This window comes from Pseudomonas sp. Irchel s3h9, assembly GCF_900187475.1.
Taxonomy (GTDB): domain Bacteria; phylum Pseudomonadota; class Gammaproteobacteria; order Pseudomonadales; family Pseudomonadaceae; genus Aquipseudomonas; species Aquipseudomonas neuropathica.
This window is the reverse complement of sequence record NZ_FYDH01000009.1, coordinates 157025-183052: the sequence shown is the minus strand read 5'-3', so window position 1 is coordinate 183052 and position 26028 is coordinate 157025. Positions and strand designations below refer to the sequence as shown.

The 26028-nt window shown below is 59.2% G+C and carries 24 protein-coding genes; 7 read left to right on the top strand and 17 right to left on the bottom strand.

Translation table 11 applies throughout. The features are described 5' to 3' along the window. Positions 1-9: 9 nt before the first annotated feature. The 4 genes from CKW26_RS16830 to CKW26_RS16815 form a co-directional block, all read right to left on the bottom strand. A complete protein-coding gene (locus CKW26_RS16830; RefSeq protein ID WP_095049426.1) occupies positions 10-927 on the bottom strand; it encodes an SdiA-regulated domain-containing protein in 918 nt (305 codons plus the stop codon). A gap of 195 nt (positions 928-1122) precedes the next feature. Beyond that, on the bottom strand, positions 1123-2046 hold the full coding sequence (locus CKW26_RS16825) for an SdiA-regulated domain-containing protein (RefSeq protein WP_095049425.1): 924 nt from the start codon (positions 2044-2046) through the stop codon (positions 1123-1125). A 258-nt stretch (positions 2047-2304) separates the two neighbouring features. Continuing rightward, positions 2305-2970 carry a fumarylacetoacetate hydrolase family protein gene (locus CKW26_RS16820; RefSeq protein ID WP_093429791.1) on the bottom strand — a complete coding sequence of 222 codons (666 nt, stop codon included), beginning with the start codon at positions 2968-2970 and terminating at the stop codon, positions 2305-2307. A gap of 39 nt (positions 2971-3009) precedes the next feature. After that, positions 3010-4404 (bottom strand): FAD-binding oxidoreductase, encoded by a 1395-nt coding sequence (locus tag CKW26_RS16815; RefSeq protein ID WP_026000500.1) that lies wholly within the window; start codon positions 4402-4404, stop codon positions 3010-3012. Between the two features lie 206 nt (positions 4405-4610). Between CKW26_RS16815 and serA the strand changes: the two genes are divergently transcribed. Further along, a complete protein-coding gene (serA, locus tag CKW26_RS16805; RefSeq protein ID WP_008085296.1) occupies positions 4611-5840 on the top strand; it encodes a phosphoglycerate dehydrogenase in 1230 nt (409 codons plus the stop codon). 61 nt (positions 5841-5901) lie between these two features. On the opposite strand, the gene CKW26_RS16800 is transcribed toward serA, so the two are convergent. Further along, the gene (locus tag CKW26_RS16800) at positions 5902-6327 is read right to left on the bottom strand and encodes a DUF4399 domain-containing protein (protein ID WP_095049424.1); all 426 of its coding nucleotides are present in this window, start codon (positions 6325-6327) and stop codon (positions 5902-5904) included. Positions 6328-6462: 135 nt separating this feature from the next. Between CKW26_RS16800 and CKW26_RS16795 the strand changes: the two genes are divergently transcribed. Then, positions 6463-7026, top strand: coding sequence for a transporter substrate-binding domain-containing protein (locus CKW26_RS16795; RefSeq protein WP_095049423.1), 564 nt, complete (start codon positions 6463-6465; stop codon positions 7024-7026). 255 nt (positions 7027-7281) lie between these two features. On the opposite strand, the gene CKW26_RS16790 is transcribed toward CKW26_RS16795, so the two are convergent. Together CKW26_RS16790 and CKW26_RS16785 are read right to left on the bottom strand one after the other, a co-directional pair. Then, the gene (locus CKW26_RS16790; RefSeq protein ID WP_095049422.1) at positions 7282-7767 is read right to left on the bottom strand and encodes a DUF523 domain-containing protein; all 486 of its coding nucleotides are present in this window, start codon (positions 7765-7767) and stop codon (positions 7282-7284) included. A gap of 1 nt (position 7768) precedes the next feature. Continuing rightward, on the bottom strand, positions 7769-8401 hold the full coding sequence (locus CKW26_RS16785) for a 2OG-Fe(II) oxygenase (RefSeq protein WP_095049421.1): 633 nt from the start codon (positions 8399-8401) through the stop codon (positions 7769-7771). Positions 8402-8509: 108 nt separating this feature from the next. On the opposite strand from CKW26_RS16785, the gene CKW26_RS16780 reads away from it, so the two are divergent. Beyond that, complete coding sequence (locus CKW26_RS16780; protein WP_095049420.1) at positions 8510-9241, top strand: DUF2059 domain-containing protein; 732 nt, start codon at positions 8510-8512, stop codon at positions 9239-9241. Between the two features lie 73 nt (positions 9242-9314). Here the strand turns inward: CKW26_RS16780 and CKW26_RS16775 are convergent, their stop codons facing one another. Further along, positions 9315-10262, bottom strand: a complete 948-nt coding sequence (locus CKW26_RS16775) for an alpha/beta hydrolase (protein WP_095049419.1) — start codon at positions 10260-10262, stop codon at positions 9315-9317. A gap of 99 nt (positions 10263-10361) precedes the next feature. Between CKW26_RS16775 and CKW26_RS16770 the strand changes: the two genes are divergently transcribed. Then, the gene (locus CKW26_RS16770) at positions 10362-10940 is read left to right on the top strand and encodes a DUF6436 domain-containing protein (RefSeq protein WP_095049418.1); all 579 of its coding nucleotides are present in this window, start codon (positions 10362-10364) and stop codon (positions 10938-10940) included. Between the two features lie 102 nt (positions 10941-11042). Continuing rightward, positions 11043-13451, top strand: a complete 2409-nt coding sequence (locus tag CKW26_RS16765) for a penicillin acylase family protein (RefSeq protein WP_095049417.1) — start codon at positions 11043-11045, stop codon at positions 13449-13451. Positions 13452-13652: 201 nt separating this feature from the next. Here CKW26_RS16765 and CKW26_RS16760 read toward each other — a convergent pair whose 3' ends face one another. Further along, positions 13653-14618: a GlxA family transcriptional regulator gene (locus CKW26_RS16760; protein WP_095049416.1), complete on the bottom strand. Its 966-nt coding sequence runs from the start codon at positions 14616-14618 to the stop codon at positions 13653-13655. A 154-nt stretch (positions 14619-14772) separates the two neighbouring features. Here CKW26_RS16760 and CKW26_RS16755 point away from each other — a divergent pair, with 154 nt between their 5' ends. After that, a complete protein-coding gene (locus CKW26_RS16755) occupies positions 14773-15414 on the top strand; it encodes an HD domain-containing protein (RefSeq protein WP_095049415.1) in 642 nt (213 codons plus the stop codon). A 141-nt stretch (positions 15415-15555) separates the two neighbouring features. Here CKW26_RS16755 and CKW26_RS16750 read toward each other — a convergent pair whose 3' ends face one another. From CKW26_RS16750 to CKW26_RS16715, 8 genes are all read right to left on the bottom strand, one after another. After that, the gene (locus CKW26_RS16750; protein ID WP_093429780.1) at positions 15556-16446 is read right to left on the bottom strand and encodes an ABC transporter permease subunit; all 891 of its coding nucleotides are present in this window, start codon (positions 16444-16446) and stop codon (positions 15556-15558) included. After that, positions 16443-17324, bottom strand: a complete 882-nt coding sequence (locus tag CKW26_RS16745; protein ID WP_176471306.1) for an ABC transporter permease subunit — start codon at positions 17322-17324, stop codon at positions 16443-16445. Before CKW26_RS16745 ends, CKW26_RS16750 begins: the two co-directional genes overlap by 4 nt. A gap of 35 nt (positions 17325-17359) precedes the next feature. Continuing rightward, positions 17360-18502: an ABC transporter ATP-binding protein gene (locus CKW26_RS16740; RefSeq protein WP_095049413.1), complete on the bottom strand. Its 1143-nt coding sequence runs from the start codon at positions 18500-18502 to the stop codon at positions 17360-17362. Between the two features lie 66 nt (positions 18503-18568). Next, positions 18569-19666: a polyamine ABC transporter substrate-binding protein gene (locus CKW26_RS16735; RefSeq protein WP_095049412.1), complete on the bottom strand. Its 1098-nt coding sequence runs from the start codon at positions 19664-19666 to the stop codon at positions 18569-18571. A gap of 187 nt (positions 19667-19853) precedes the next feature. Further along, positions 19854-20966: a polyamine ABC transporter substrate-binding protein gene (locus CKW26_RS16730; RefSeq protein WP_007913851.1), complete on the bottom strand. Its 1113-nt coding sequence runs from the start codon at positions 20964-20966 to the stop codon at positions 19854-19856. A 172-nt stretch (positions 20967-21138) separates the two neighbouring features. Continuing rightward, positions 21139-22503 (bottom strand): aspartate aminotransferase family protein, encoded by a 1365-nt coding sequence (locus CKW26_RS16725; RefSeq protein WP_095049411.1) that lies wholly within the window; start codon positions 22501-22503, stop codon positions 21139-21141. Positions 22504-22559: 56 nt separating this feature from the next. Continuing rightward, the gene (locus CKW26_RS16720) at positions 22560-23918 is read right to left on the bottom strand and encodes a glutamine synthetase family protein (RefSeq protein WP_034151968.1); all 1359 of its coding nucleotides are present in this window, start codon (positions 23916-23918) and stop codon (positions 22560-22562) included. A gap of 95 nt (positions 23919-24013) precedes the next feature. Further along, positions 24014-24370 (bottom strand): glutamine amidotransferase, encoded by a 357-nt coding sequence (locus tag CKW26_RS16715; protein ID WP_095049410.1) that lies wholly within the window; start codon positions 24368-24370, stop codon positions 24014-24016. A gap of 278 nt (positions 24371-24648) precedes the next feature. Between CKW26_RS16715 and CKW26_RS16710 the strand changes: the two genes are divergently transcribed. Beyond that, positions 24649-26025, top strand: a complete 1377-nt coding sequence (locus CKW26_RS16710) for a glutamine synthetase family protein (RefSeq protein ID WP_007913842.1) — start codon at positions 24649-24651, stop codon at positions 26023-26025. Positions 26026-26028 lie beyond the last annotated feature (3 nt).

Sequence of the window (26028 nt, the reverse complement as noted above, 5' to 3'; positions counted from 1 at the left end):
TGGTGTTGGTTAGTTCGGGGTTGGCTTTTTGAAGACGTAAAACAGGTTCGGCTCGCTCACCAGATACAACGTCCCGTCATCATCCATCGCAATGCCTTCGGCCTGCGGCACGGTTTTCCTCAAACCCTGCCGGCCGCCACTGATGGACATCGTACTCAACGGGCGCCCGCCGACATCGAGCTCCAGAATCAGCCGCGACTCATCCGACAGTGCCAGCAAATGCCCGCTGCGCTCGTCGTACTGCAAACTCGACAGATCGCGCACAAACATCCCGGCGTCACGCTTGGGATCGTTGATCACATGCACCGCGTAGGACTTCTCCGGATTGAAGTGCGGAAAGCCGTGCACTTCGTAGATCAGCATCGGATTGCGCTCTTTCGCGACAAACAGGCGCTTGCCCACCGAGTCATACGCCAGGCCTTCAAAACCTTTGTTGCTGGCCATATGCACACCGAGGGTCATCTGCTCGGCGTCCGCCGCGTCGAGGAATGTGGTGCCTGCCTCCAAGTGAATCTTGATCAGCCGCTGCTGACGCTCATCAGTGATCACGTAGGTGTCGGCGCTGATGTACTCGACGGCTTCGGGATCGCCAAAACCAATCAGGGCAATGCGCCGCAGGATCTTGCCTTCAAGCGACAGTTCGACCAGCTCGGAATTCTTGTTGGTCACAGTGAACAGGCTTTTGCGCACTGGATCGAAGGTCAGCGCCGAAACATCGTCGTCCAGCCCGTCAATCACCCGCGCCTCAATCTCGACGCGATACTGATCCAGCCCAATCGACTCGCTACTCTGCGGTTGCCACAGAGTGTGCAAGTTGAACCAGGCGCGCTCGAACAGCCGCATGTATTGGCCGATCGCGAGCAATGCGATCAGGGCAATCACCGACAGGATGATAATCAGGGGTTTGGGACGGGCAAGTCGACGCATTCGGATGAGCTCGGGATCAAAACAGGCGGATGAAATATCACGCCCGTCTGAACTGAAGCTTAATGGCCACTTGCCTCAAACCACAAGCCAACCCGTGTAGGAGCTGCCGCAGGCTGCGATCTTTTGATCTTGCTGTTCATAAGATCAAGAGATCGCAGCCTTCGGCAGCTCCTACATTGGAATCTGTAAAGGCTGCTATTTCTGTTTCTCGAAGCGATAGAACAGGTTGGGCTCGCTGACCATATACAACGTGCCCGCCTCGTCCATGGTCACGCCTTCGGCGCGCGGGATGGTGTTTTTCAGACCGTTGAAGCCGCCAAGCAGGGTCATGAAGCTGACCTGCTCGCCCTTCTCGTCCAGCTCCAGCAGCAGATGCGAGTCGGCGGACAGCACGAGTGTGTGTTGAGTGCGCGGGTCAATCGCCAAAGCCGAGAGGTTGCGAATATCCAGTTCATCACTGACGAGTTTTTGCTTGTCGCCCTTGAGGGTCTGGCTGCCATCGCTTTTCCAGGTGAACAGCGCTGGTGGCCGCTCCTCGCCCAGCAACAGCTGCTGATTGCGAGCGTCCCAAGTGATGGCTTCGAAGGCTTTGTTCTGGTCTTTCGACGGACCTAGATCGTATTTCGGGAAATCTGCGATGTTCAATTCGCGGGTATCGGCGTCGACCTTGACGATCGACAGCATGTGCTGACGCTCATCGACGATGGCCATCAGGCCGTTTTCCATCATCGTCAGGCCTTCCGGATTGCTCCAGCCCACCAGCGGCATCTTGCGCAGCACATCACCTTGCAAGGTCAGTTCGGCGAGAAACGGGTTTTTACCCATCACCGAAAACAGCGTTTTGGTCTGCGGGTTGTACGCCAGATCCGAAGCCTCGTCCTTCTCCATCCCTTTTAGCGGTTTGGCATCGATGACCACCCGATAGTCCGGCAGCCAGATACTTTCCTTCTGCCCGGCCTGGCTTTCGAAACGCTCTTGCAGCCAGAGCACACCGCGATCATCCCAATGCATGGCAAACGCCACGGCATAAGCGGCGGCAATCACCAGCAACAGCCAGACATACCAACGCAAGGCAAAACGTGAACGGCGGGTGGGTTTGAGCTGAGTTTGAGATGACATCGAGGGACGCGTTCCGAAAATTCAGGCTATGGGTAATAGCACAAAGAGGCCGGCTCAGACGCCAGAATGAGAGGAATTATCCGTACAGGATGTGAAAAAAACGGCAAATGGCGGGATTGCCCTGCGCCATTGTGGGAGAGATCACAAAACCCTGTAGGAGTGAGCCTGCTCGCGATGGCGTCAGGTCAGTCGAAACAATCGCTGACTGACAGACCGCTATCGCGAGCAGGCTCACTCCTACAAGGGGACCGCGTTAAATCAGCGCACGCTGCTGTTGAAGCTGCTCGCGCCGACCAGTTCGAGGACGATGTCATCGCCAACGTTCAGCGGGCCGACGCCCACTGGCGTGCCGGTGAGGATCACGTCACCGGCCTGCAGCGAGAAGCAGCCGGCCATGTGCTGGATCATCGGCACGATCGGGTTGAGCATCGCGCTGCTGTTGCCGTCCTGACGCACTTCGCCGTTGATGGTCAGGCGAATGCCGATGTCGGTCAGGTCAGCAAAGGTGCTGCCGACCACGAACGGGGCGATCACCGCCGCACCGTCGAACGATTTGGCGATTTCCCACGGCAAACCCTTGGCTTTCAGCTCGGCCTGTTTGTCGCGCAGGGTCAGATCGAGCGCCGGGGCGAAACCGGAAATGGCATCGAGCACTTCTTCACGGCTCGGTTTGGTCGACAACGGTTTGCCGATCAACACGGCGATTTCCGCTTCGTAGTGCACCGAACCGCGTTCGGTCGGAATGCTGAAACCGCCTTCCAGCGGCACCACACAACTGCCCGGCTTGATGAACAGCAACGGCTCGGTAGGCACCGGATTGTCCAGTTCCTTGGCGTGTTCGGCGTAATTGCGGCCAATGCACACGACTTTCCCGATCGGGAAGTGAATGCGCGTACCGTCGACGTACTGGTGCTGATAGCTCATTTACCGACTCCTGCCTTCATTGATTCAAGGGATTGCCAATCAAACCGCGAAGATCTTGCCCGGGTTCATGATGCCGTTCGGGTCGAACACCGCTTTCACCGCTTTCATGTACTCGATCTCGACCGGAGAGCGGCTGTAGGTCAAGTAATCGCGCTTTGTCATGCCCACGCCGTGCTCGGCGGAGATCGAACCGTTGTACTTCTCGACGGTTTCGAACACCCACTTGTTGACGGTCGCGCATTTGGCGAAGAACTCGTCCTTGCTCAGGTTATCCGGCTTGAGAATGTTCAAGTGCAGGTTGCCGTCGCCGATGTGGCCGAACCAGACGATTTCGAAGTCCGGATAGTGTTCGCCGACGATCGCGTCGATTTCCTTCAGGAACGCTGGCACTTTCGACACGGTGACCGAGATGTCGTTCTTGTACGGCGTCCAGTGCGAGATGGTTTCGGAGATGTACTCGCGCAGCTTCCACAGATTCTGCAGCTGGGTTTCACTCTGGCTCATCACACCGTCCAGCACCCAGCCCTGTTCGACGCAGTGTTCGAAGGTTTCCAGTGCGCTGTTGGCCACTTCTTCGGTGGTAGCTTCGAATTCCAGCAATGCATAGAACGGGCAGTCGGTCTCGAACGGCGCCGGCACGTCGCCACGGCCCATGACTTTGGCCAGGGCCTTGTCGGAGAAGAATTCGAACGCGGTCAGGTCGAGCTTGCCCTGGAAAGCGTGTAGCACCGGCATGATCGAGTCGAAATCGGCGGTGCCGAGGACCATCGCGGTGAGGTTTTTCGGCGCACGATCCAGACGCATGGTCGCTTCGACGACGAAACCGAGGGTGCCTTCAGCGCCGATGAACAGCTGACGCAGGTCGTAACCGGTGGCGTTCTTGATCAGGTCTTTGTTCAGTTCCAGCACATCGCCCTTGCCGGTGACGACTTTCATGCCGGCCACCCAGTTGCGTGTCATGCCGTAGCGAATCACCTTGATTCCGCCGGCATTGGTGCCGATATTGCCGCCAATCTGACTGGAACCTGCCGAGGCGAAGTCGACCGGGTAGTACAAGCCTTTTTCTTCGGCAACGTTCTGCAAATGCTCGGTGACCACGCCCGGCTGACACACGGCAGTGCGATCGGTGAGGTTCACGTCGAGAATCTGATTCATGTAGTCGAAGGAGACGACCACTTCGCCGTTGGCCGCCACCGCAGCGGCGGAAAGCCCGGTGCGCCCGCCCGACGGCACCAGCGCAATCTTGTGGGTGTTGGCCCAACGCACCACGGCCTGCACTTGCTCGATGGTCTTGGGAAACACGATGGCGCTTGGCGCCGGGGCGAAGTGCTTGGTCCAATCCTTGCCGTACGCATTCAGGGAGTCGGCGTCGGTCAGGACCTTGCCAGGCTCGACCAGGGTCTTCAGTTCATCAATCAGGGCAGGATTGGTCATCGACAGAACTCTCGAACAATTCATGGTCATCCTGAGAACGCTTCACGTCGCAGGAATGAGTGTTTAGCGGGGAGGCTATGCTAGCATACCGACCCCGCAGGCCAGTGCCCAAGGCCAGTTCTGCGGTAACGGCTTTCCTGCCGTTTGGGTCAGCTCCAGGCTGCTCCCCTCCCTGCCATTTTTCTCCGGGATACAGGTTTACGCAGATGAGCAAGACTTCTCTCGATAAGAGCAAGATCAAGTTCCTTCTTCTCGAAGGCGTCCACCAATCGGCTGTCGACGTCCTCAAGGCGGCGGGCTACACCAGCATCGAATACCTGACAGGTTCCTTGCCGGAAGCCCAGCTCAAGGAAAAGATCGCTGACGCTCACTTCATCGGCATTCGTTCGCGCACCCAACTGACCGAAGAGATCTTCGATCACGCGAAGAAGCTGGTAGCGGTCGGCTGTTTCTGCATCGGCACCAACCAGGTTGACCTGAGTGCTGCCCGCGAGCGCGGTATCGCCGTGTTCAACGCGCCATACTCCAACACCCGCTCCGTTGCCGAGCTGGTGCTGGCCGAAGCGATCCTGCTGCTGCGCGGCATCCCTGAGAAAAACGCTTCCTGCCACCGTGGCGGCTGGATCAAGTCCGCAGCCAACTCCTTCGAGATCCGTGGCAAGAAACTCGGCATCGTCGGCTACGGCTCGATCGGTACGCAGCTGTCGGTTCTGGCTGAAGGTCTGGGCATGCAGGTGTATTTCTACGACACCGTGACCAAGCTGCCGCTGGGCAACGCGACTCAGATCGGTAGCCTGACCGAGCTGCTGGGCATGTCCGACATCGTCACCCTGCACGTTCCGGAAACCGCTGCGACCCAGTGGATGATCGGCGAGAAGGAAATCCGCGCCATCAAGAAGGGCGGCATCCTGATCAACGCGGCGCGCGGCACCGTGGTCGAACTGGACGCCCTGGCGGACGCGATCAAGGACAAGCACCTGATCGGCGCGGCCATCGACGTGTTCCCGGTGGAGCCACGCTCCAACGACGAAGAGTTCGAAAGCCCGCTGCGTGGCCTCGACAACGTGATCCTGACCCCGCACATCGGTGGTTCGACCGCCGAAGCGCAAGCCAACATTGGTCTGGAAGTGGCAGAGAAACTGGTCAAGTACAGCGACAACGGTACCTCCGTTTCGTCGGTGAACTTCCCGGAAGTGGCCCTGCCGGCTCACCCTGGCAAGCACCGCCTGCTGCACATCCACGAGAACATCCCGGGTGTGATGAGCGAGATCAACAAGGTCTTCGCCGAAAACGGCATCAACATTTCCGGTCAGTTCCTGCAGACCAACGAGAAGGTTGGCTACGTGGTGATCGACGTCGACGCCGAGTACTCGGATCTGGCGCAAGAGAAGCTGCAGCACATCAACGGCACTATCCGTAGCCGCGTGTTGTTCTGATCAAGCGTTGAGCGACAAAAAAGGGAGCCTTCGGGCTCCCTTTTTCATGCACGCCGAAACGTTATTCGACGTTGACGGTGATTTTCTTCGAGACGATTGGCGGATCGAATGCCATGTGGCCGCTGTCGCCAAGTTCCAACTGCAAGGTGTGTTTGCCCGGGGCGAGCTTGATGTCAGCCTGGGTCTGCGCCTTGCCGAAGTGCATATGGTTGGCATCGGTAGGGACGACCGAACCGGCAGGAACAATTTCCTTGGCATCGATCAGCAGGTGATGGTGACCGGTGTTCTTGGTGACGTCACCGGCCGGCGCCAGTGCGATGCCCTTGGTACCGAATTTGACGGTGAAGGTCTGCGAAACCGTGGCCCCGTCTTCGGGAGAAACGATGAACACTTCGGCGCCCTTCGGGGCCGGAGTAGCCGCACTGGCCAGCACCGAAACACCCATCAGCACACCCGCCAGCGCTGCACGTGACATAAAGCTTTTCATTTTCTTCTCCAGTTTTTCCGTAAAATCCGCAGGGTCATGACAACTTCATGACCATTCGTTGTCGAAGGCACTCGACAACCATAGCAAAGCGAGCCTCACTCAGAGCGTCGCGATAATGATTTCAAAGGAGTGACCATGCGCTTTCTGCCTGGCCTGATCTGCCTGCTACCCCTTCTGAGCCCTTTGGCTCATGCCGAACTGATTGATGACGTCAACGACCGTGGCGAGCTGCGCATAGCCCTTGAGGCTAATACACCGCCCTTCAATTTCAAGGAAGGCGACACACTCACGGGGTTCGAGGTCGAGCTTGGGCAACTGCTGGCCCGGGAGTTGGATGTACGCGCCGATTTCATCGTCACCGACGAGGCTGACCTGCTCCAGGGTGTTGAAAGCGGCAAGTACGACGTTGCGCTCAACCACATAGCACTGACACCCGAACTCAAGGATCGTTTCGACTTCAGCGAGCCTTACGGCAACGTCGATTCACAGTTGCTGGCGAAGAAGGATGAGCAGCCACGGCCGATGGTGCTGGTGCAGGCGTTGACGGAAGAGAAGCCGATAGCGGCAGCGCCGGTGGATTTGGCGATTCCGTTCCAGAAGGGTAATCCGGCGTTTCAGGCCAGTCTTGCGAGTGCGATGCAGCGGATCAAGGCGGATGGACGTTTGGCGGCGCTGACTGAGAAGTGGTTGAAACCTTAAAAGCCCCTCACCCTGGCCCTCTCCCAGAAAGAGAGGGGACTGATTGGGGGATGCTTTAGAGGTACGCCGACCTGGGATTGCTATACCGAATCCGAAATCGACTGGTCATGGCTTTGTCGAAGCCATAATCGATCAGTCATGGCTGTGTCGAATCCATAGTCGATAAGGTCTTCCAGGTCGATGAATAACGCCAGACACTTCGGTCGGCCCCCTCTCCCTCGGGGAGAGGGCTGGGGTGAGGGCAACGATTCAGGATCAATCCAAAGCAGCCAGAGCCACCGCCGCTAGCGGCAGTTCAACTTCACTGAAGACCTGCACACCATGACGCTTGAGCAATGCTGCCGTCACGCCTTCGCCACTGACCTTCACGCCACTGAACGTCCCGTCGTAAGTCAGCAAATTCCCGCAAGAAGGACTATTGGCCTTGAGCACCGCCACCCGAATGCCATGCTTCTGAACTAACGCCAGCGCCTGCCACGCGCCATCCAGAAACTGCGCACTGACATCCTCGCCTTCGGTGGTCATGACCGAGGCAATGCCATCCAGCACTTCACCACCCTGCCCCCCCGGAATCTCCGCCGCCGCCCGTGGCGTCGGCAAACCGCCCGCAACCTCAGGACACAACGGCACCACACGCCCTTCAACAATCCACTGCTCGAGCAAATCAAACGGCCCGCTCGCGCCACCGTCGTAACGCACACGATGGCCCAACAGGCAGCGGCTGACCAGAATCTTTTCCATCTCAGAACGGCTCGTTGCCACGGCGGCGGAACCAGCCGGTCAGCGACAAGCGCTCGCGGTGCGCTGGCAGCACTTCATGAGGTACCTCACCAGAGAGAAACACCACCAGACACCCGCCAGTAGGCTGCACGTCGTGCACGCGCTCATCATTCAGGTACATGCGCAACTGACCGCCATCCTCCGGCAGCCACGCGTCATTGAGGTAGACCACCACCGAGACCATGCGCTTGTCATCGTCGCGAAAACGGTCGACATGCCTGCGATAAAAAGCGCCAGGCGGATACAAGGCAAAGTGGCACTCAAAGTCCTCAAGACCAAGAAACAGGCCTCGGTTGAGCGCCTCGCGCAGGCTCTCCATCAGGTTCAGATAACGGTCGCTGGCATCGGCCTGCCCCGGATCGATCCACTGGATGTGGTCACCACGAATCCCCTCGCGGATCTCCGAAAACGGCCCACGCCCCACCGCCGCCGGCGCCAGTTCACCCTCGGCCTCACGTTTGCGGCACTCGGCCGCCAGCTCGCGGGTCAAACCGGCGGGCAGGAATATGTTCTGCTGCGACCAGCCGTGTTCGGCCAGGTCATCGACAATGCGTAACAGCAGTGGGTGTTCAGAGGATATTTGCATGGCGCGCATAGTATGTCGGCGGCAAGAAATCCGACAGAGCCACGCGGCGGCTTGCTACGAATTCTCGACAAGTACCGGCACCGCACGGAGAATAGTCCGCTGCTGACAGGAGTCCCTATGCGCCGTTTGCTTTTTTCACTGTTGATGTTCTGCGTTTTGCCCGCCTGGGCGGACGGCCACGATCAGTTGTACAAGGTCGCCGGCTGGCCAGATCAACGTGCGCATTTCAACGATGCCCTGACGGCCGCACAGCAGCGCTATCAGAACAGCCTGCCGCCCGCGGTGTTCCAGGCCTTGGTCAACAACAGCAACCAGCGCTTTGCTCCGCAGGCCGTGGATCAACGTGCCGAAGCGCAGTTACGGCAGAAACTCGCCGACCCTAAACCGGCCCTGACCTTCTTCCAATCACCACTGGGCAAGAAAATCGTCGCTGCCGAACTGCTCGCGACCCGCCGCGATCAATTGGCGAAAAATGCCAAGGGTCTGCCAAAGATGCAGGCCAGCGACAGCCGCCTGCTGATCATCGGTCACCTCGCGCAAGCCTTGCCGGCGCGAGAAGCCGGCGCCGAAGTCAGCCTGGCGATTGCTGGTGTGGCGGCGGACAGCTTGAGTTCGATGATCCCGGGGCTGCTCGGTGGTGGTCAGGCGCAAGGCATGCTCAATGGTCAGCGCCAGCGCTTGATGGATCAGATTGGCGCGGACATCAACAACACGTTGCTCTACGTCTATCGCGACTTATCGGATGAAGAACTGGAAGAGTTTGCGACGTTTGCTGAATCGGCTGAGGGCAAGGCGTATTACCAGGCGGCGCTGGCGGCGATTCGGGCAGGACTTGCGGTCGGGCAATGATCTTTAGCGCCTGACCGGCCGCCTTCGTCGGAACGCCGCCCGGAGCCGGCTCGCGAAGAGGCCCTCACAGGCGCTAAAGATTCCGGCCTCTGATCCGCTTGCTCAAGAACTCGAAATACTCCTCACGCATCTCCGCCGTTTCATTCGCCAGATGATGCCGCGCCTCGGCCAATAGCAGAATCTGCGGTCGATCAAACTTCCACTTCATCACCTGCAAATTGTGTTGCCAGTCCACCGTCATATCCGCCTGCCCCTGAATGATCAGCGGCCGTCGCGGACTTTTTTTCGCGTGCTCGACGCGGATGATCCAGCGTGACAGCGCGCCCACCCATTTGGTCGGCAAGCGCCGTGGCTGCAACGGATCGGCCTGGAGAAACGGCAGGAAATCCGGGTCATTGGAATTTTCGCTGAAGCGTCGCGTGACGCCTCTGACAAACGGCCTGAGCAGGTAATAACTCAGCTGCGACCAACCCCACGCCCGAGGCCGCACCAGTGGCGCCATCAAAATCACCTGGCCTTGCGCCGGGCTGTTTTCGCCATGGTTGAGCAAGTGATCGACGACAATTGCCCCGCCGGTGCTCTGCCCAAACAAATGCCACGGCTGCGGCAACGCGATCGACTGCGCCTCGGCGAACAACCCTTGCAGGACATCCTGGTACTCAGAGAAATCGCGAATGCTCGCGCGCGGCCCGCTCGACAAGCCATGACCTGGCAAGTCGCAGGCGATCACGGCGAAATCCTGGTCCAGCGCCCACTCGATTACATGCCGGTACAGCCCGACGTGATCGTAGTAACCGTGCAGCAGAAACAGCGTCGCCTTGACCTTTTCCGGCCACCAGCAATGGCTGACCACTTCATAGCCATCGACCTCGAAACGGCCCATGCCACGCCAGACATCACGATGGGGAAAGTCGGTCTGGTAGAAGCGCTGGTAGGCCTTGCCCTCGTCCGACAACGGCTGCCACTCGGCCAAAGGCTTGAGGCTGGCGCGGATTTGATCGGGGTCGAAAGTGGCAGGCATGCGGGAATTCCAAAGCGGTAAACAGACTTTATCGGCCTGCGATATTCATCTGTCGGAGCAAGCATGGCAAGCTAGCCCACCTCTTCTGGAACGAAAACCATGCGTTCGCCCTACCGCACCGCACTGTTTGCCAGCCTGCTCGCGCTGATTTGCGCCGGGGTGCTGTGGGCGGCGTATGACTGGTTTCAGGGGCGTTATCTGCGTGCGTTCAGCGAACACACGGCGGTGTTTTCCGGTGATCCGCTGCGCCTGCCGGACAACCTCGCCGGTCCCGGCAAGATTCGCCTGGTACATTTCTGGGACCCGGCCTGCCCGTGCAACGTCGGCAATCAACAGCACCTGACCGAGATGGTCGAGCGGTTTGGCGCTAAAGGCGTGGAGTTCTTCGCCGTGCAGAAAACCGGCAGTCACGGTCAGTTGCCCGCGACCCTCAGCAGTCTGAAAACCATCACGATATTGCCCGGCTCCGAACAGGTTCCGGCCAGCCCGGCCGTGGCGATCTGGGATCGCAGCGGCAAACTGGCGTACTTCGGCCCGTACAGTGAAGGCCTGACCTGCAATTCCAGCAACAGCTTTATCGAACCGATTTTGAATGCCCTGACGGAGGATCGCCCGGTCAATGCCACGCACACCCTGGCGGTCGGTTGTTATTGCCCGTGGCCGGTGGAAACGCCGTAAGGCATTCCGGACTTTTCAAGGACAGCGCTGCACGGCACAGAAGGTCTGTGCTAATTGTTTGCAGCCCGACGGGCGGCATTCCCGCATGCACAAGGAGTCACCATGAAGCGCGTGTTCACCGTACTTGGCTTGCTCATCGTTGTTCTGCTTGCCGGCGTCGGCTGGTATGTCTACAGCAAACAACCCACACGCCAGGGCCAGGTTGAACTGCGCAACCTGCAAGGTTCGGTGATCGTGCGCTATGACGAGCGGGGCGTGCCACACCTGCGCGCCGAGAACGAAACCGACCTCTACCGCGCCCTCGGCTATGTGCATGCCCAGGATCGCCTGTTCCAGATGGAAGCCATGCGCCGCCTCGCCCGTGGCGAACTGGCCGAAGTGCTCGGGCCGAAACTGCTCGACACCGACAAACTCTTCCGCAGCCTGCGCATCCGCGAACGCGCGGCCAGTTACGTCGCCAGTCTCGATAAACAGTCACCGGCGTGGAAGGGCCTGCAAGCCTATCTGGATGGCATTAACCAATATCAGGACACCCACGCCGCACCGATCGAGTTTGACGTGCTGGGCATCCCCAAACGACCGTTCACGGCAGAAGACAGCATCAGCGTCGCCGGCTATATGGCCTACAGCTTTGCGGCGGCGTTTCGCACCGAGCCGTTGCTGACCTATGTGCGCGATCAACTCGGCGCTGATTACCTCAAGGTCTTCGATCTCGACTGGCAACCCAACGGTGTGCTGGCCAACGGTCACGCCAAACCTGCGCCGGTCCTCGCCGCCGGCGACTGGAAAGACCTCAACGCCCTCGCCCGCCTCAGCGAACAGGCGCTGATCGACCAAGGCCTGCCGCAGTTCGAAGGCAGCAACGCCTGGGTCATCGCCGGCAGCCGCAGCCAGAGTGGCAAGCCACTGCTGGCGGGTGATCCGCACATTCGCTTTTCGGTGCCGTCGGTGTGGTACGAGGCGCATTTGTCGGCGCCGGGCTTCGAGCTGTACGGCCATCATCAGGCGCTGGTGCCGTTCGCGTTTCTGGGACACAACCTGGATTTCGGCTGGAGCCTGACCATGTTCCAGAACGACGATCTGGACCTGATCGCCGAGAAGGTCAATCCGGATAACCCGAATCAGGTCTGGTATCGCGGCCAGTGGACCGACATGGTCGTCACCCAACAGCAGATCAATGTAAAGGGCCAGCCGCCGGTCACCCTCACCCTGCGCCAATCGTCCCACGGCCCGATCGTCAATGATGCCCTCGGCACCGCTGCCGGCAAAACGCCGATCGCCATGTGGTGGGCCTTCCTCGAAACGCCGAACCCGATCCTCGAAGGCTTCTACCAGCTCAACCGCGCCGACACCCTGGCCAAGGCCCGCACCGCTGCCGCGAAAGTGCAGGCACCGGGGCTGAACCTGGTTTACGCCAACGCCAAGGGCGATATCGCCTGGTGGGCCTCGGCGCTGCTGCCCAAGCGCCCCGCTGGGGTGAGGCCGGAATTCATTCTCGACGGCAGCAGCAATCAGGCGGACAAGGACGGGTTCTACCCGTTCAGCGCCAACCCGCAGGAAGAGAACCCGGCACGCGGCTACATCGTCTCGGCCAACTTCCAGCCGCTGTCGCCGACCGGCATGGAGATTCCCGGTTACTACAACCTTGCCGATCGCGGGCAGCAACTCAATCGCCAGCTCAGCGACAAGAGCGTGAAGTGGACCAACGAGGCCAATCAGAAACTGCAATTGGGCACGGCGACCGGTTATGGCCCGCGCTTGCTCGCTCCGTTGCTGCCAGTATTGCGTGAAGTCGTCAGCGATCCGGCGCAGTTGAAACTGGTCGAGCAACTGGCGCAGTGGCCGGGCGACTATCCGCTGGATTCGGTCAGTGCGACGGTGTTCAACCAGTTCCTCTACGACCTGGCCGATGCGGCGATGCGTGATGAGTTGGGCAATGATTTTTTCGACACGCTGCTGGCGACGCGAGTGATCGATGCGGCGCTGCCGAAGCTGGCGGCGAACGCCGATTCACCGTGGTGGGATAACCGCAACACGCCGAACAAGGAGACCCGCGCCGATGTCGTGCGCGCGGCGTGGCAGGCGAGCATGCAGCACCTGAAGCTGACCCTCGGCGATAACTCTGCCGAGTGGAAATGGGGCACTGCGCACACGCTGACTCACGGCCATCCGTTGGGACAGCAGAAGCCGTTGGAGCGGATTTTCAATGTCGGGCCGTTTGCGGCGCCGGGCAGTCATGAAGTGCCGAACAACCTGTCGGCGAAGATCGGGCCTGCGCCTTGGCCGGTGACTTATGGGCCGTCGACGCGGCGCTTGGTGGATTTTGCCGATCCTGCACACGGCCTGACGATCAACCCGGTCGGGCAGAGCGGTGTGCCGTTCGACAGCCACTATGACGATCAGGCTGAGGCGTATGTCGACGGGATTTATGTGCAGGCGCATTTCAATGCCGAAGAGGTGACGGCGAATACGCGCAGTACGTTGAAGCTGTTGCCGATGCGGGCACCTTAAAAGCCCCTCACCCTAGCCCTCCCGAAACGTCGGACCGCCCAGAGGTAGAGGGGACTGATTGGGGGATGCTCAAGGCTTACAGCGACCTGACACTGCTTTACCGAATCCATAATCGCTAAGGTCTTTCAGGTCGATGTATCACGCCAGACACTGCGGTCGGCCCCCTCTCCCTCTGGGAGAGGGCTGGGGTGAGGGTGAGGGTCAAACCATCACCGCAAAATTCAGCCGAAACTGCTGCGGCGTAACCCCCAGCCGGCGATTGAACACACTGCGCATGTGCTGCGCATCGCGAAACCCGCACTGATACGCCACAGTCTTCAACGGTGCCGCCGTGCTTTCCAGCATCACCCGCGCCGCATCCACTCGCGCCCGTTCGACAAACTCCGCCGGGGTGACCTTGGCTTCCCGGGCAAACACCCGCGAGAAATTGCGCGCACTCATGTTCGCCGCATTGGCCAGATCGGCAATCGTCAGATCGCCCGTGAGATTGGCCAGCACATACAACTGCACCAGCGCCACCGCCGAGGTCGGCTCCGCGTGCGGTGTGAGGAACGGGCTGAACTGCGATTGCCCACCGGAACGCTGGGTGAACACCACCAGACGCTTGGCCACGCTCAGCGCCACTTCAGCGCCATGATCCCGCGCCAGCAGGTACAGCGACAGATCAATCCCCGCCGTGACCCCGGCCGAGGTGTAGAGCGTGCCGTCCTCGACATACAAGCGATCCGCTTCGACCTGCGTCGTCGGACACAACTGCGCCAACGCGACGGCGTCGTTCCAGTGCGTGGTGACGGTGCGCCCGTCCAGCAAACCGGCCCGGGCCAGCATGAACGCGCCGTTGCAGATCGAACCGAAGCGCTGCGCCCGTGCACAGGCCTCACGCAGCCAACCGTCGAACGTCGCGCCGAAATCCATGAAGGGTAATTGCGGCCCACCGGCGACCAGCAGCAGATCGTAGGCGTCGAGTGCTTCGCTGAAATGCCGATGGGCATTCAGGGTCAAACCGTTGGAACAGGCCATCGGCCCTTGCTCGATGCCGATTACTTCGAGCCGATAGTGATTCTCGGGCGCCAGGAAGCGATTGGCCTCGGCGAACACATCCATCGGGCCGCTGACGTCCAGCGACTGCACGCCTGCGAACACCACAATGGCGACGGTTTTGCTCATGGAGGTGAAGCTCCTTTGGGTCTCTGAGCCGAGTTGGCACGATTTGCAGGTGGATTGGCAAGGATCGCTGCCATGCATCGATTGTCCGCTTCCAGCGCCGGGAACAGACTTTCCCCATCAGCGCCACAACGGCGTTTCAGTGAGGAAACTTGCCATGACCACAACCATCGCCGGCATCAAAATCCCTGACAGCGCCCTCGCCCGGGCCACCACCGAATACATCCGCGACATCGAATCCGACCTGCTCTACCACCACTCGCGCCGGGTCTTTCTGTTCGGTGCGTTGAGCGGCGAGCGCCAGCAACTGGCCTACAACCCGGAGTTGTTGTACGTCGGCGCGATGTTCCATGACCTCGGTCTGGTCGAAGGTCATCGCAGTGATGACGAGCGTTTTGAGGTGGACGGCGCCAACGCCGCGGCGGCGTTTCTCAAACCGTACGGGTTGAGCGATGACGACATCGAACAGGTGTGGCTGTCGATTGCCCTGCACACCACGCCGGGCGTGCCGAAGCATCTGCGCCCGACCGTAGCGCTGGTCACCGCTGGTGTGGAAATGGATGTACTGGGGATGGATTACGCAGCGTTCAGCACTGTGCAGCGCGAAGCGGTGGTGCATGCGCACCCGCGTGGGGACGGTTTCAAGGAGTGCATTATCTGCGCGTTTGCCGATGGCTTGCGGCATCGTCCGCAGACGACGTTTGGCAATGTGAAGACTGATGTGCTGAAGGATCAGCAGCCGGGGTTCAAGCCGATGAACTTTGTTGAAGTCATCCGCCAATCTCCCTGGACGGCATAAATCCCATTGTAGGAGTGAGCCTGCTCGCGATAGCGGTGTGTCAGCTGAAAACTTCCTGGCCGATACACCGCTATCGCGAGCACGCTCACTCCTACATTTGAATTTGGGTTGGCCTCTAGGTTGAGGCCAACCCGATATTGCTTACGCCGCTTCCGGCGCCGGGGCGCGACGCACGTCCGGCTGCTTCCACGAATCGGCTGCGCTTTCTTCGATGGCTTGCTGGATGGCTTTCTTGCGCGCTTCTTCGGCACGGCGGCTGAAGAACCAGACCATGAAGGTCACGATCGATACCGCGAGCAAAATCAGGCTCGCCACGGCGTTGATCTCAGGCTTCACACCCAGACGCACTGCCGAGAACACTTCCATCGGCAAGGTCGTCGAACCAGGACCCGAGACGAAGCTCGCCAGTACCAGGTCATCCAGCGACAGCGCGAACGACATCATGCCGCCCGCCGCCAGCGATGGCGCGATCATCGGGATGGTGATCAGGAAGAACACCTTCCACGGTCGTGCACCGAGGTCCATGGCCGCTTCTTCGATCGACAGGTCCAGCTCACGCAGACGCGCCGACACCACCACCGCCACATACGCCGCACAGAACGTGGTGTGAGCGATCCAGATGGTGACGATGCCACGTTCCTGCGGCCAGCCGATCATCTGCGCCATGGCCACGAACAGCAGCAACAGCGACAGACCGGTGATCACTTCCGGCATCACCAACGGCGCTGTGACCAGACCGCCGAACAGCGTGCGGCCCTTGAAGCGGGTGATACGGGTCAGCACGAACGCTGCCAGCGTACCCAGCGCCACCGCGGCGACCGCGGTGTAGCAGGCGATTTCCAGCGAGCGCAGCACCGAGCCCATCAGTTGCGTGTTGTCGAGCAGGCCGACGTACCACTTGATCGACCAGCCGCCCCACACCGTCACCAATTTCGAGGCGTTGAACGAGTAGATCACCAGGATCAGCATCGGCAGGTAGATAAACAACAAACCCAGAACCAGCATCAGGCTGGAGAAACGGAAGCGCTTCATTCTTTACCCTCCATTTCCTTGGCCTGACTGCGGTTGAACAGGATGATCGGCACAATCAGGATCGCCAGCATCACCACCGCCAGCGCGGACGCCACCGGCCAGTCACGGTTGTTGAAGAACTCTTGCCACAGCACCTTGCCGATCATCAGGGTTTCCGGACCGCCAAGCAGTTCCGGGATCACGAACTCACCGACCACGGGGATAAACACCAGCATGCAGCCGGCAATGATGCCGTTCTTGGACAGCGGAATAGTGATCTTCCAGAAGCTGTTGAAAGTACTCGAGCCGAGGTCCGAAGCCGCTTCGAGCAGACTGTTGTCGTGCTTCACCAGATTGGCGTACAGCGGCAGGATCATGAACGGCAGGTACGAATAAACGACGCCGATGTACACCGCGAGGTTGGTGTTGAGGATCTGCAGCGGCTCGTCGATCAAGCCCATGCTCATCAGGAAACCGTTGAGCAGACCGTTGTTGCTGAGGATGCCCATCCACGCGTAAACGCGGATCAGGATTGCGGTCCAGGTCGGCATCATGATCAGCAATACCAACACCGTTTGCAGCTCTTTACGGGCGGTGGCGATGGCGTAGGCCATCGGGTAGCCGATCAGCAGACAGAGGACGGTGCTGATGAACGCCATCTTCAACGAGCCGAGGTAAGCGGCGATGTACAACTCGTCGCCCGCCAGCATCGCGTAGTTGCCCAGGTTCAGCAGCAGTTGCAGCTTCTGCTCGGCGTAGGTGTAAATCTCGGTGTACGGCGGAATGGCCACGTCGGCTTCGGCGAAACTGATCTTCAGGACGATGAAGAACGGCAGCATGAAGAACAGAAAAAGCCAGATGAACGGAACCCCGATGACCAGTTGCCGGCCATTGGGGATTATTCGGTTGATGCGGCGTTTGAATTTGCGCATGTTCATGAGCGGAGTACCACGCCGCTGTCGTCTTCCCACCACACGTAGACCTGATCGCCCCAGGTCGGACGCGCGCCGCGACGTTCGGCGTTGGCGACGAACGACTGCACCAGTTTGCCGCTCGGCAATTCGACGTAGAACACCGAGTGCCCGCCGAGGTAGGCGATGTCGTGCACCTTGCCGCTGGACCAGTTGTACTCGCAGGTCGGCTGGTCGGCAGTGACCAGCAGCTTCTCCGGACGGATCGCGTAGGTCACGGACTTGTCTTGCACCGAGGTGCTGATGCCATGGCCAACGTAGATCTGCCGATCGAGATCCTTACAGGTGATGGTCGCGTGGCCTTCGGCGTCGTCGATCACTTCACCTTCGAAGATGTTGACGTTACCGATGAATTCGCAGACCAGACGGCTGGTCGGGGTTTCGTAGATGTCGATCGGGCTGCCGATCTGGGCGATCCAGCCCAGGTGCATGATCGCGATGCGCTCGGCCATGGTCATGGCCTCTTCCTGGTCGTGGGTCACCATCACGCAAGTCACGCCGACGCGCTCGATGATTTCCACCAGTTCCAGCTGCATCTGCGAACGCAGTTTCTTGTCCAGTGCGCCCATCGGCTCATCGAGCAGCAGCAACTTCGGTCGCTTGGCCAGCGAACGTGCCAGCGCCACACGCTGACGCTGACCGCCCGACAATTGATGCGGCTTGCGCTTGGCGTACTGGCTCATCTGCACCAGCTTGAGCATCTCGGCTACACGGTCGTCGACCTCGGTCTTGTGAATCTTGTCCTGCTGCAGGCCGAAGGCGATGTTCTGCGCCACGGTCATGTGCGGGAACAAGGCGTACGACTGGAACATCATGTTGATCGGACGTTCGTACGGCGGCATGTCGGTGATGTCGACGCCGTCGAGGAAAATCCGCCCCTCCGTGGGCCGTTCGAACCCTGCCAGCATCCGCAGCAGAGTGGATTTGCCCGATCCCGAACCGCCGAGCAAGGCGAAGATCTCGCCCTTCTTGATTTCCAGGGACACATCGTCCACGGCAATCGTCTCGTCGAACTTCTTCGTGACCCGGTCGATTTTGACCAACACCTGTTTCGGTGTCTGGTCGCCCTCGAGGGCTTTCTTATAGGCGCCGGAGGCAACTGCCATTTACGAAACTCCCAGAAAAAAACAATGCAGTTCGCCCCGCAAGGCGAACCCAGGATAGTGTGTGCCTTACATCCCCGACTTGACCTTGGTCCAGCTGCGGGTCATCAGACGCTGAATGTTCGGTGGCAACTCGGTCGATACGTAGGCCTTGTCGATAACGGCCTGCGGTGGATACACCGACGCATCGGTGCGGATGGATTGCTCCATCAACTTGTCCGAACCCGGGTTGGGGTTGGCGTAACCGACGTAATCACTGACCTGAGCGATCACCTCAGGTTTCAGCAGATAGTTGATGAAGGCATGGGCCTGCTTCACGTTCGACGAATCCTTGGGGATTGCCAGCATGTCGAACCACAATGCGCCACCCTCTTTCGGCACCGTGTAGGCGATGTTCACGCCCTTCTTGGCTTCGGCTGCGCGGTTCTTCGCCTGGAAGATATCGCCGGAGAAACCGATGGCCACACAGATGTCGCCGTTGGCCAGATCACCGATGTATTTCGACGAGTGGAAGTAGGTCACGTAAGGACGCACCGCGAGCAATTTGTCGGTGGCTTTTTCGTAGTCCTTCGGATTGGTGCTGTTGGCATTCAGGCCCAGATAGTTGAGCACGGTCGGCATCATTTCATCCGCCGAATCGAGGAATGCCACGCCGCAGCTTTGCAGCTTCTTGATGTTCTCAGGCTCGAACAAAACGCCCCACGAATCGATCTTGTCGACACCCAGTACAGCCTTCACTTTATCGACGTTGTAACCAATGCCGTTGGTGCCCCACAGGTACGGCACGGCGTACAGGTTGCCCGGATCGTTCTGCTCCAGACGCTTGAGCAGCGCCGGGTCGAGATTGGAATAATTTGGCAGCTGCGACTTGTCGAGCTTCTGGAACGCGCCTGCCTTGATCTGCTTGCCGAGGAAGTGGTTCGACGGCACGACCACGTCGTAACCGGTACGCCCGGCCAGTAGCTTGCCTTCCAGGGTTTCGTTGGAATCGAAGACGTCGTAGACCGGTTTGATCCCGGTTTCTTTCTGGAAATCGGCCAGCGTGGTCTCGCCGATGTAATCGGACCAGTTATAAATATGCACCGTACCGGCGGCCTGGGCTCCGACAGCGATCGTCAGGCCGGCAGTGGCCAGCAGGGCTTTGCGCAAAGAAGAAAAAATAGGCAAGTGGAGGTCCTCTAAATTAGTTGGGCCCAAGTTGCCCCGCGCTGCATGACAGCCATGGCTGCCCGGCAACAAAACCGGCGCGCAACTTACCCTCGAAAAACCGTTCCTGCAAAACTTCCTGTCATTTAATTAATCCGCTGGCCGCCCTCGCGGGGACGACGGCCAGCGGTTGTTGCGTCAAACCGGCTTATTTACCGGATTTGATCTTGGTCCAGCTGCGAGTGATCAGGCGCAGGGTCGCTGCGTCCAGATCGCTGATCGCGTAGAGCTGTTTCTTCACTTCAGCCGACGGGTAGATGCTCGGATCGCTGGTGATGTCCTTGTCCACCAGTGGCGTGGCAGCTTTGTTGCCGTTCGGGAAACGCACGGCGTTGGTGATGCCGGCCATCACTTGTGGCTCAAGCAGGTAGTTCATGAACTTGTAGGCGGCTTCGACGTTTTCGGCATCCTTGGGAATGGCGACCATGTCGTAGAACGTGCCAGCACCTTCTTTTGGAATGGTGTAGGCCAGCTTGACCTTGTCTCCGGCTTCCTGGGCGCGGGTCTTGGATTGTTCCAGGTCACCCGAGTAACCGACGGCGACGCAGATGTTGCCGTTGGCCAGGTCGGAGATGTACTTGGAGGAATGGAAGTAGGCAACCGAAGGACGAATCTTCAGGAACAAGTCTTCGGCGGCTTTCAGGTCAGCCTTGTCCTTGCTGTTGGTCGGCTTGCCCAGATAGTGCAACGCCGCCGGAATCATTTCGGTCGGTGCGTCGAGGAAGCTTACGCCGCAGCTTTTGAGCTTCTCGATGTTTTCAGGCTTGAACACCACGTCCCAGGAATCGATTTTGTCGATGCCCAGCGCTGCCTTGACCTTGGCCGGGTTGTAGCCGATGCCGATCGAGCCCCACATGTACGGGAACGCGTGCTTGTTGCCTTGGTCGCTGGCATCGCCAACAGCCTTGAGCAGGTCTTCGTCGAGGTTCTTCCAGTTTGGCAGCTTGGACTTGTCCAGCTCCTGGTAAACACCGGCCTTGATCTGCTTGGCGAGGAAGTTATTGGAAGGCACCACAATGTCGTAACCGGACTTGCCGGCCAGCAGCTTGGCTTCCAGGGTTTCGTTGCTGTCGAAGACGTCATAGACGACTTTGATCCCGGTGGCTTTTTCGAAGTTGGCCACAGTGTCCGGGGCGATGTAGTCGGACCAGTTGTAGACGTGCAACACCTTGTCGTCCGCCTGAGCCGCAGCCGCCATGACTCCCATCAGGGACATGGCGAGCAGAGTCTTGCCAGCGAGCTTTTTGCCTAATGCCTTCATGCGTTAATGCTCCAAATTTTTCTTTTTTGAACCACTTTGTTCAGCGGCCGAACCCGGACAACTGGAACCGCGGCTAGTCTGGCAAGATCCGAGGCGGTCTTTCAAGAAAAGACCAGCCTTTCTGACAGCTTTGAGCGCGAGCGCCACGGCTCCCCCGCTCAAAGCCTAGCACTTAGCCCTGCAACGCACTGAGGGTCAGGTCCAGACACTTGCGTGCCTTTGTAACCAGCTCATCGATCTCGGCTTTGCTGATCACCAGCGGCGGCGCGATGATCATGGTGTCGCCCACAGCGCGCATGATCAGGCCGTTGTCGAAGCAGAACTGGCGGCAGATCATGCCGACGCCCTTGCCTTCATAACGCTTGCGCGTGGCCTTGTCCTGCACCAGCTCGATCGCGCCCAACAGACCGACTCCGCGAACTTCACCCACCAACGGGTGATCGTTCAGTTCCCGCAGACGTTTCTGCAAATACGGTGCCGTTTCGTTGTGCGCGTTCTCGATAATTTTTTCGTCGCGCAGGATGCGGATGTTTTCCAGGCCCACTGCTGCTGCCACCGGGTGACCGGAGTAGGTGAAGCCGTGGTTGAAATCGCCACCTTCGTTGAGCACCGCAACAACGGAGTCACGGACAATCAGGCCGCCCATCGGGATATAACCGGAGGTCAGGCCTTTGGCGATGGTCATCATGTCGGGCGCAAGGTCGTAGAAATCGCTACCGAACCACTCACCGGTACGGCCGAAACCGCAAATCACTTCGTCTGCCACGAACAGGATGTCGTACTTGGCGAGGATTTCCTTGATGCGCGGCCAGTAGCTGTCTGGCGGAATGATCACGCCGCCGGCGCCCTGGATCGGCTCGGCAATAAAGGCACCGACGTTGTCGACGCCGACTTCGAGAATCTTTTCTTCCAGCTGGTTGGCCGCCCAGATACCGAACTCTTCCGGGGACATGTCGCCCCCTTCAGCGAACCAGTAAGGCTGCGCGATATGGACGATGCCCGGGATCGGCAAGTCGCCTTGTTCGTGCATATAAGTCATGCCACCGAGACTCGCGCCGGCCACGGTCGAACCGTGATAACCGTTCTTGCGGCTGATGATGACTTTCTTGTTTGGCTGGCCTTTGATCGCCCAGTAGTGGCGGACCATGCGCAGCATGGTGTCGTTGCCTTCGGAGCCGGAACCGGTGAAGAACACATGGTTCATGCCTTCCGGCGCCACGTCGGCGATTGCCTTGGCCAGTTCCAGCGCTGGCGGGTGCGCGGTCTGGAAGAACAGGTTGTAGTACGGCAGTTCGCGCATCTGTTTGGCGGCCGCGTCGGCCAGCTCATCGCGACCATAACCGATAGCCACGCACCACAGACCGGCCATGCCGTCGAGAATCTTGTTGCCTTCGCTGTCCCACAGGTAAACGCCCTTGGCGTTGGTGATGATCCGCGGGCCTTTCTCTTTCAGCTGCTTGAAGTCGCTGAACGGGGCCAGGTGGTGATCATTGCTGAGTGCTTGCCACTCGCGGGTTTGCGGGTTGTTGCTGGTCATGCCAATTCTCCTTGTTATCGGTGAAGGCGCGGCTGCTGCCAGCCGCGCCTGGCGTATCAGACGGCGAAGAGCAGGTACTCACGCTCCCAGGAACTGATCACGCGCTTGAAGTTTTCATGCTCGGCCCGTTTTACCGCGACGTAGCCAGTGATGAAGGTTTTGCCCAGGTACTTTTCGATGGTCGCGCTGTTTTCCATACGTTCCAGTGCGTCTTCGATGGTCAGTGGCAGGCGCAGGTTGCGGCGCTCATAACCACGGCCCACCACCGGCGCGCTCGGGTTGAGGCCTTCGACCATGCCGATGTAGCCGCAGAGCAGGCTTGCGGCAATCGCCAGGTACGGGTTGGCGTCCGCGCCCGGCAAGCGGTTTTCCACACGGCGGTTCTGCGGGCCGGCATCCGGTACGCGCAGGCCAACGGTGCGGTTCTCTTCGCCCCACTCCACGTTCACCGGTGCCGAGGTATCCGGCAGAAAGCGGCGGAACGAGTTGACGTTCGGCGCGAACAGCGGCAGCAATTCCGGGATCAATTTCTGCAAACCACCGATGTGGTGCAGGAACAACTGGCTCATGGTCCCGTCTTCATTAGAGAAGACGTTTTTGCCGGTCTCGATGTCAATGATGCTCTGGTGCAAGTGCATCGCACTGCCCGGCTCGCCGGTCATCGGCTTGGCCATAAAGGTTGCGGCCACGTCGTGCTTGAGCGCGGCTTCGCGCATGGTGCGCTTGAACACCAGGATCTGGTCGGCCAGCGACAGTGCGTCACCGTGACGGAAGTTGATTTCCATCTGCGCCGTGCCGTCTTCGTGGATCAGCGTGTCGAGGTCCAGCTCCTGCAGTTCGCACCAGTCGTAGACGTCTTCGAACAGCGGATCGAATTCGTTCGCCGCTTCAATGGAGAACGACTGACGACCGATTTCCGGACGGCCCGAACGGCCAATCGGCGGCTGCAACGGATAATCAGGGTCGTCGCTGCGCTTGGTCAGGTAGAACTCCATTTCCGGCGCCACGATCGGCTGCCAGCCCTTGTCGGCATAGAGCTTCAGAACTTTCTTGAGGACGTTGCGCGGCGACAGCTCGATCGGGTTGCCTTGCTTGTCGTAGGTGTCGTGGATCACTTGAGCAGTTGGCTCGATGGCCCACGGCACCAGGTACACAGCGTTCTGGTCGGGGCGGCAGATCATGTCGATGTCGGCCGGGTCGAGCAGTTCGTAATAGATGTCGTCTTCGACGTAGTCGCCGGTCACTGTCTGCAACAGCACGCTCTCGGGCAGGCGCATGCCTTTTTCGGCGATGAACTTGTTGGTCGGCGAGATCTTGCCCCGGGTGATACCGGTCAAGTCGGCGATCATGCATTCGACTTCTGTGATCTTGTGGTCTTTCAACCAATCGGTGAGCTGGTCGAGGTTGTTACTCATAAATGCCTCTGGGCTGAGTCTCCTGACAGGATGTCAGGCAAAGTTTGACGCTTTGAGCGTCGCGTTAAAGGGGGGCTTGCTCGCGCAGTGCCGGCTTACGCCTGGCACCGCGCATAGACAATGAAAGAGGAGCTTACCTGCCCTTTACGCTGGCGTTGCATTTCCTGTGCACACTCAAGGCGTGCAGAATCACGAGCACGGCTGGGGAAGCCGCACAGGCTTTGGAAGTGAAAGCGATCTATATTGAAAGGAGACGCCATAAACAGGATGCTTTCCCATACGTCCAGAATATCGGACGCTGGCACTTGAACGGCCATGGACGGGAACATCGTCGCTAACGGGCGAACCATGCTGGCTGCGCTACCGACGGATTGGTCGCCACTGATGTGATGAGCATGCAGACCGGACTGTTGCGAGCAGTCGGTGATGCCGATTAACGGCAGGCGAGACATGAAGCACCCCGGTATTATTGCTGTTATGGGTTTGATCGGAGCTTAGCCTTGTTCATTTTTTTACACAACACCCCCGTAAAAAATACAACACGGCCTGCTCAAGCCCGCGGGTGCCAAGCGTCACAAGGACTAAAAACCGCCCAAAAGTGCCCCATAAATGCCCTTGCAGCGCTTTTTTAGGGCAAAAAAGGCCTCGCTTGACTTCGGCAGGCCGTTCGGGTTGACTGAAACCAGAAAAGATCAATGATTGATATTTTTAACAACAAAGGTGTTGCATCATGTCGGTACCCCCGCGTGCCGTTCAGCTTAACGAAGCGAACGCGTTCCTTAAGGAACATCCTGAGGTTCTGTACGTTGACCTTCTGATTGCGGATATGAATGGTGTGGTGCGCGGCAAGCGCATTGAACGCACCAGCCTCCACAAGGTTTACGAGAAAGGCATCAACCTGCCGGCCTCTCTATTTGCTCTGGATATCAACGGTTCGACGGTGGAAAGCACCGGCCTGGGCCTGGACATCGGCGACGCCGATCGCATCTGCTATCCAATCCCCGATACCCTGTGCAACGAGCCATGGCAAAAGCGCCCGACCGCGCAACTGTTGATGACCATGCACGAACTCGAAGGCGACCCGTTCTTCGCCGATCCGCGCGAAGTGCTCCGTCAAGTTGTTGCAAAGTTTGACGAACTGGGCCTGACCATTTGCGCCGCATTTGAACTCGAGTTCTACCTGATCGACCAGGAAAACGTGAACGGCCGTCCTCAGCCGCCACGCTCGCCGATCTCCGGCAAACGCCCGCACTCGACCCAGGTCTACCTGATCGACGACCTCGACGAATACGTCGACTGCCTCCAGGACATTCTGGAAGGCGCCAAAGAGCAAGGCATTCCGGCCGACGCCATTGTCAAGGAAAGTGCCCCGGCGCAGTTCGAAGTGAACCTGCACCACGTAGCCGACCCGATCAAGGCCTGCGACTACGCGGTACTGCTCAAGCGCCTGATCAAGAACATCGCCTACGACCATGAAATGGACACCACCTTCATGGCCAAGCCGTACCCGGGCCAGGCAGGTAATGGTCTGCACGTACACATCTCGATTCTGGATAAAGAAGGCAAAAACATTTTTGCCAGCGAGGATCCCGAGCAGAACGCCGCGCTGCGTCACGCGATCGGCGGTGTGCTCGAGACCCTGCCCGCGCAGATGGCTTTCCTCTGCCCGAACGTCAACTCGTACCGTCGTTTCGGCGCACAGTTCTACGTGCCGAACTCGCCGTGCTGGGGTCTGGACAACCGCACCGTGGCGATTCGCGTACCGACCGGCTCGTCCGATGCCGTACGTATCGAGCACCGCGTCGCCGGTGCCGACGCCAACCCGTACCTGTTAATGGCTTCTGTATTGGCCGGTGTGCATCACGGTCTGACCAACAAGATCGAACCGGGCGCGCCTGTCGAAGGCAACAGCTACGAGCAGAACGAACAAAGCCTGCCGAACAACTTGCGCGATGCCCTGCGTGAGCTGGACGACAGCGAGGTGATGGCCAAGTACATCGATCCGAAATACATCGATATCTTCGTCGCCTGCAAGGAAAGCGAGCTGGAGGAGTTCGAACACTCCATCTCTGACCTTGAGTACAACTGGTATCTGCATACCGTTTAAGCG

What these genes read in the sequence shown, in the direction of transcription:
- CKW26_RS16830 (WP_095049426.1), bottom strand. Translation starts at nt 927, where the DNA reads ATGCGTCGACTTGCCCGTCCCAAACCCCTGATTATCATCCTGTCGGTG.
- CKW26_RS16825 (WP_095049425.1), bottom strand. Translation starts at nt 2,046, where the DNA reads ATGTCATCTCAAACTCAGCTCAAACCCACCCGCCGTTCACGTTTTGCC.
- CKW26_RS16820 (WP_093429791.1), bottom strand. Translation starts at nt 2,970, where the DNA reads ATGAGCTATCAGCACCAGTACGTCGACGGTACGCGCATTCACTTCCCG.
- CKW26_RS16815 (WP_026000500.1), bottom strand. Translation starts at nt 4,404, where the DNA reads ATGACCAATCCTGCCCTGATTGATGAACTGAAGACCCTGGTCGAGCCT.
- serA (WP_008085296.1), top strand. Translation starts at nt 4,611, where the DNA reads ATGAGCAAGACTTCTCTCGATAAGAGCAAGATCAAGTTCCTTCTTCTC.
- CKW26_RS16800 (WP_095049424.1), bottom strand. Translation starts at nt 6,327, where the DNA reads ATGAAAAGCTTTATGTCACGTGCAGCGCTGGCGGGTGTGCTGATGGGT.
- CKW26_RS16795 (WP_095049423.1), top strand. Translation starts at nt 6,463, where the DNA reads ATGCGCTTTCTGCCTGGCCTGATCTGCCTGCTACCCCTTCTGAGCCCT.
- CKW26_RS16790 (WP_095049422.1), bottom strand. Translation starts at nt 7,767, where the DNA reads ATGGAAAAGATTCTGGTCAGCCGCTGCCTGTTGGGCCATCGTGTGCGT.
- CKW26_RS16785 (WP_095049421.1), bottom strand. Translation starts at nt 8,401, where the DNA reads ATGCGCGCCATGCAAATATCCTCTGAACACCCACTGCTGTTACGCATT.
- CKW26_RS16780 (WP_095049420.1), top strand. Translation starts at nt 8,510, where the DNA reads ATGCGCCGTTTGCTTTTTTCACTGTTGATGTTCTGCGTTTTGCCCGCC.
- CKW26_RS16775 (WP_095049419.1), bottom strand. Translation starts at nt 10,262, where the DNA reads ATGCCTGCCACTTTCGACCCCGATCAAATCCGCGCCAGCCTCAAGCCT.
- CKW26_RS16770 (WP_095049418.1), top strand. Translation starts at nt 10,362, where the DNA reads ATGCGTTCGCCCTACCGCACCGCACTGTTTGCCAGCCTGCTCGCGCTG.
- CKW26_RS16765 (WP_095049417.1), top strand. Translation starts at nt 11,043, where the DNA reads ATGAAGCGCGTGTTCACCGTACTTGGCTTGCTCATCGTTGTTCTGCTT.
- CKW26_RS16760 (WP_095049416.1), bottom strand. Translation starts at nt 14,618, where the DNA reads ATGAGCAAAACCGTCGCCATTGTGGTGTTCGCAGGCGTGCAGTCGCTG.
- CKW26_RS16755 (WP_095049415.1), top strand. Translation starts at nt 14,773, where the DNA reads ATGACCACAACCATCGCCGGCATCAAAATCCCTGACAGCGCCCTCGCC.
- CKW26_RS16750 (WP_093429780.1), bottom strand. Translation starts at nt 16,446, where the DNA reads ATGAAGCGCTTCCGTTTCTCCAGCCTGATGCTGGTTCTGGGTTTGTTG.
- CKW26_RS16740 (WP_095049413.1), bottom strand. Translation starts at nt 18,502, where the DNA reads ATGGCAGTTGCCTCCGGCGCCTATAAGAAAGCCCTCGAGGGCGACCAG.
- CKW26_RS16730 (WP_007913851.1), bottom strand. Translation starts at nt 20,966, where the DNA reads ATGAAGGCATTAGGCAAAAAGCTCGCTGGCAAGACTCTGCTCGCCATG.
- CKW26_RS16725 (WP_095049411.1), bottom strand. Translation starts at nt 22,503, where the DNA reads ATGACCAGCAACAACCCGCAAACCCGCGAGTGGCAAGCACTCAGCAAT.
- CKW26_RS16720 (WP_034151968.1), bottom strand. Translation starts at nt 23,918, where the DNA reads ATGAGTAACAACCTCGACCAGCTCACCGATTGGTTGAAAGACCACAAG.
- CKW26_RS16715 (WP_095049410.1), bottom strand. Translation starts at nt 24,370, where the DNA reads ATGTCTCGCCTGCCGTTAATCGGCATCACCGACTGCTCGCAACAGTCC.
- CKW26_RS16710 (WP_007913842.1), top strand. Translation starts at nt 24,649, where the DNA reads ATGTCGGTACCCCCGCGTGCCGTTCAGCTTAACGAAGCGAACGCGTTC.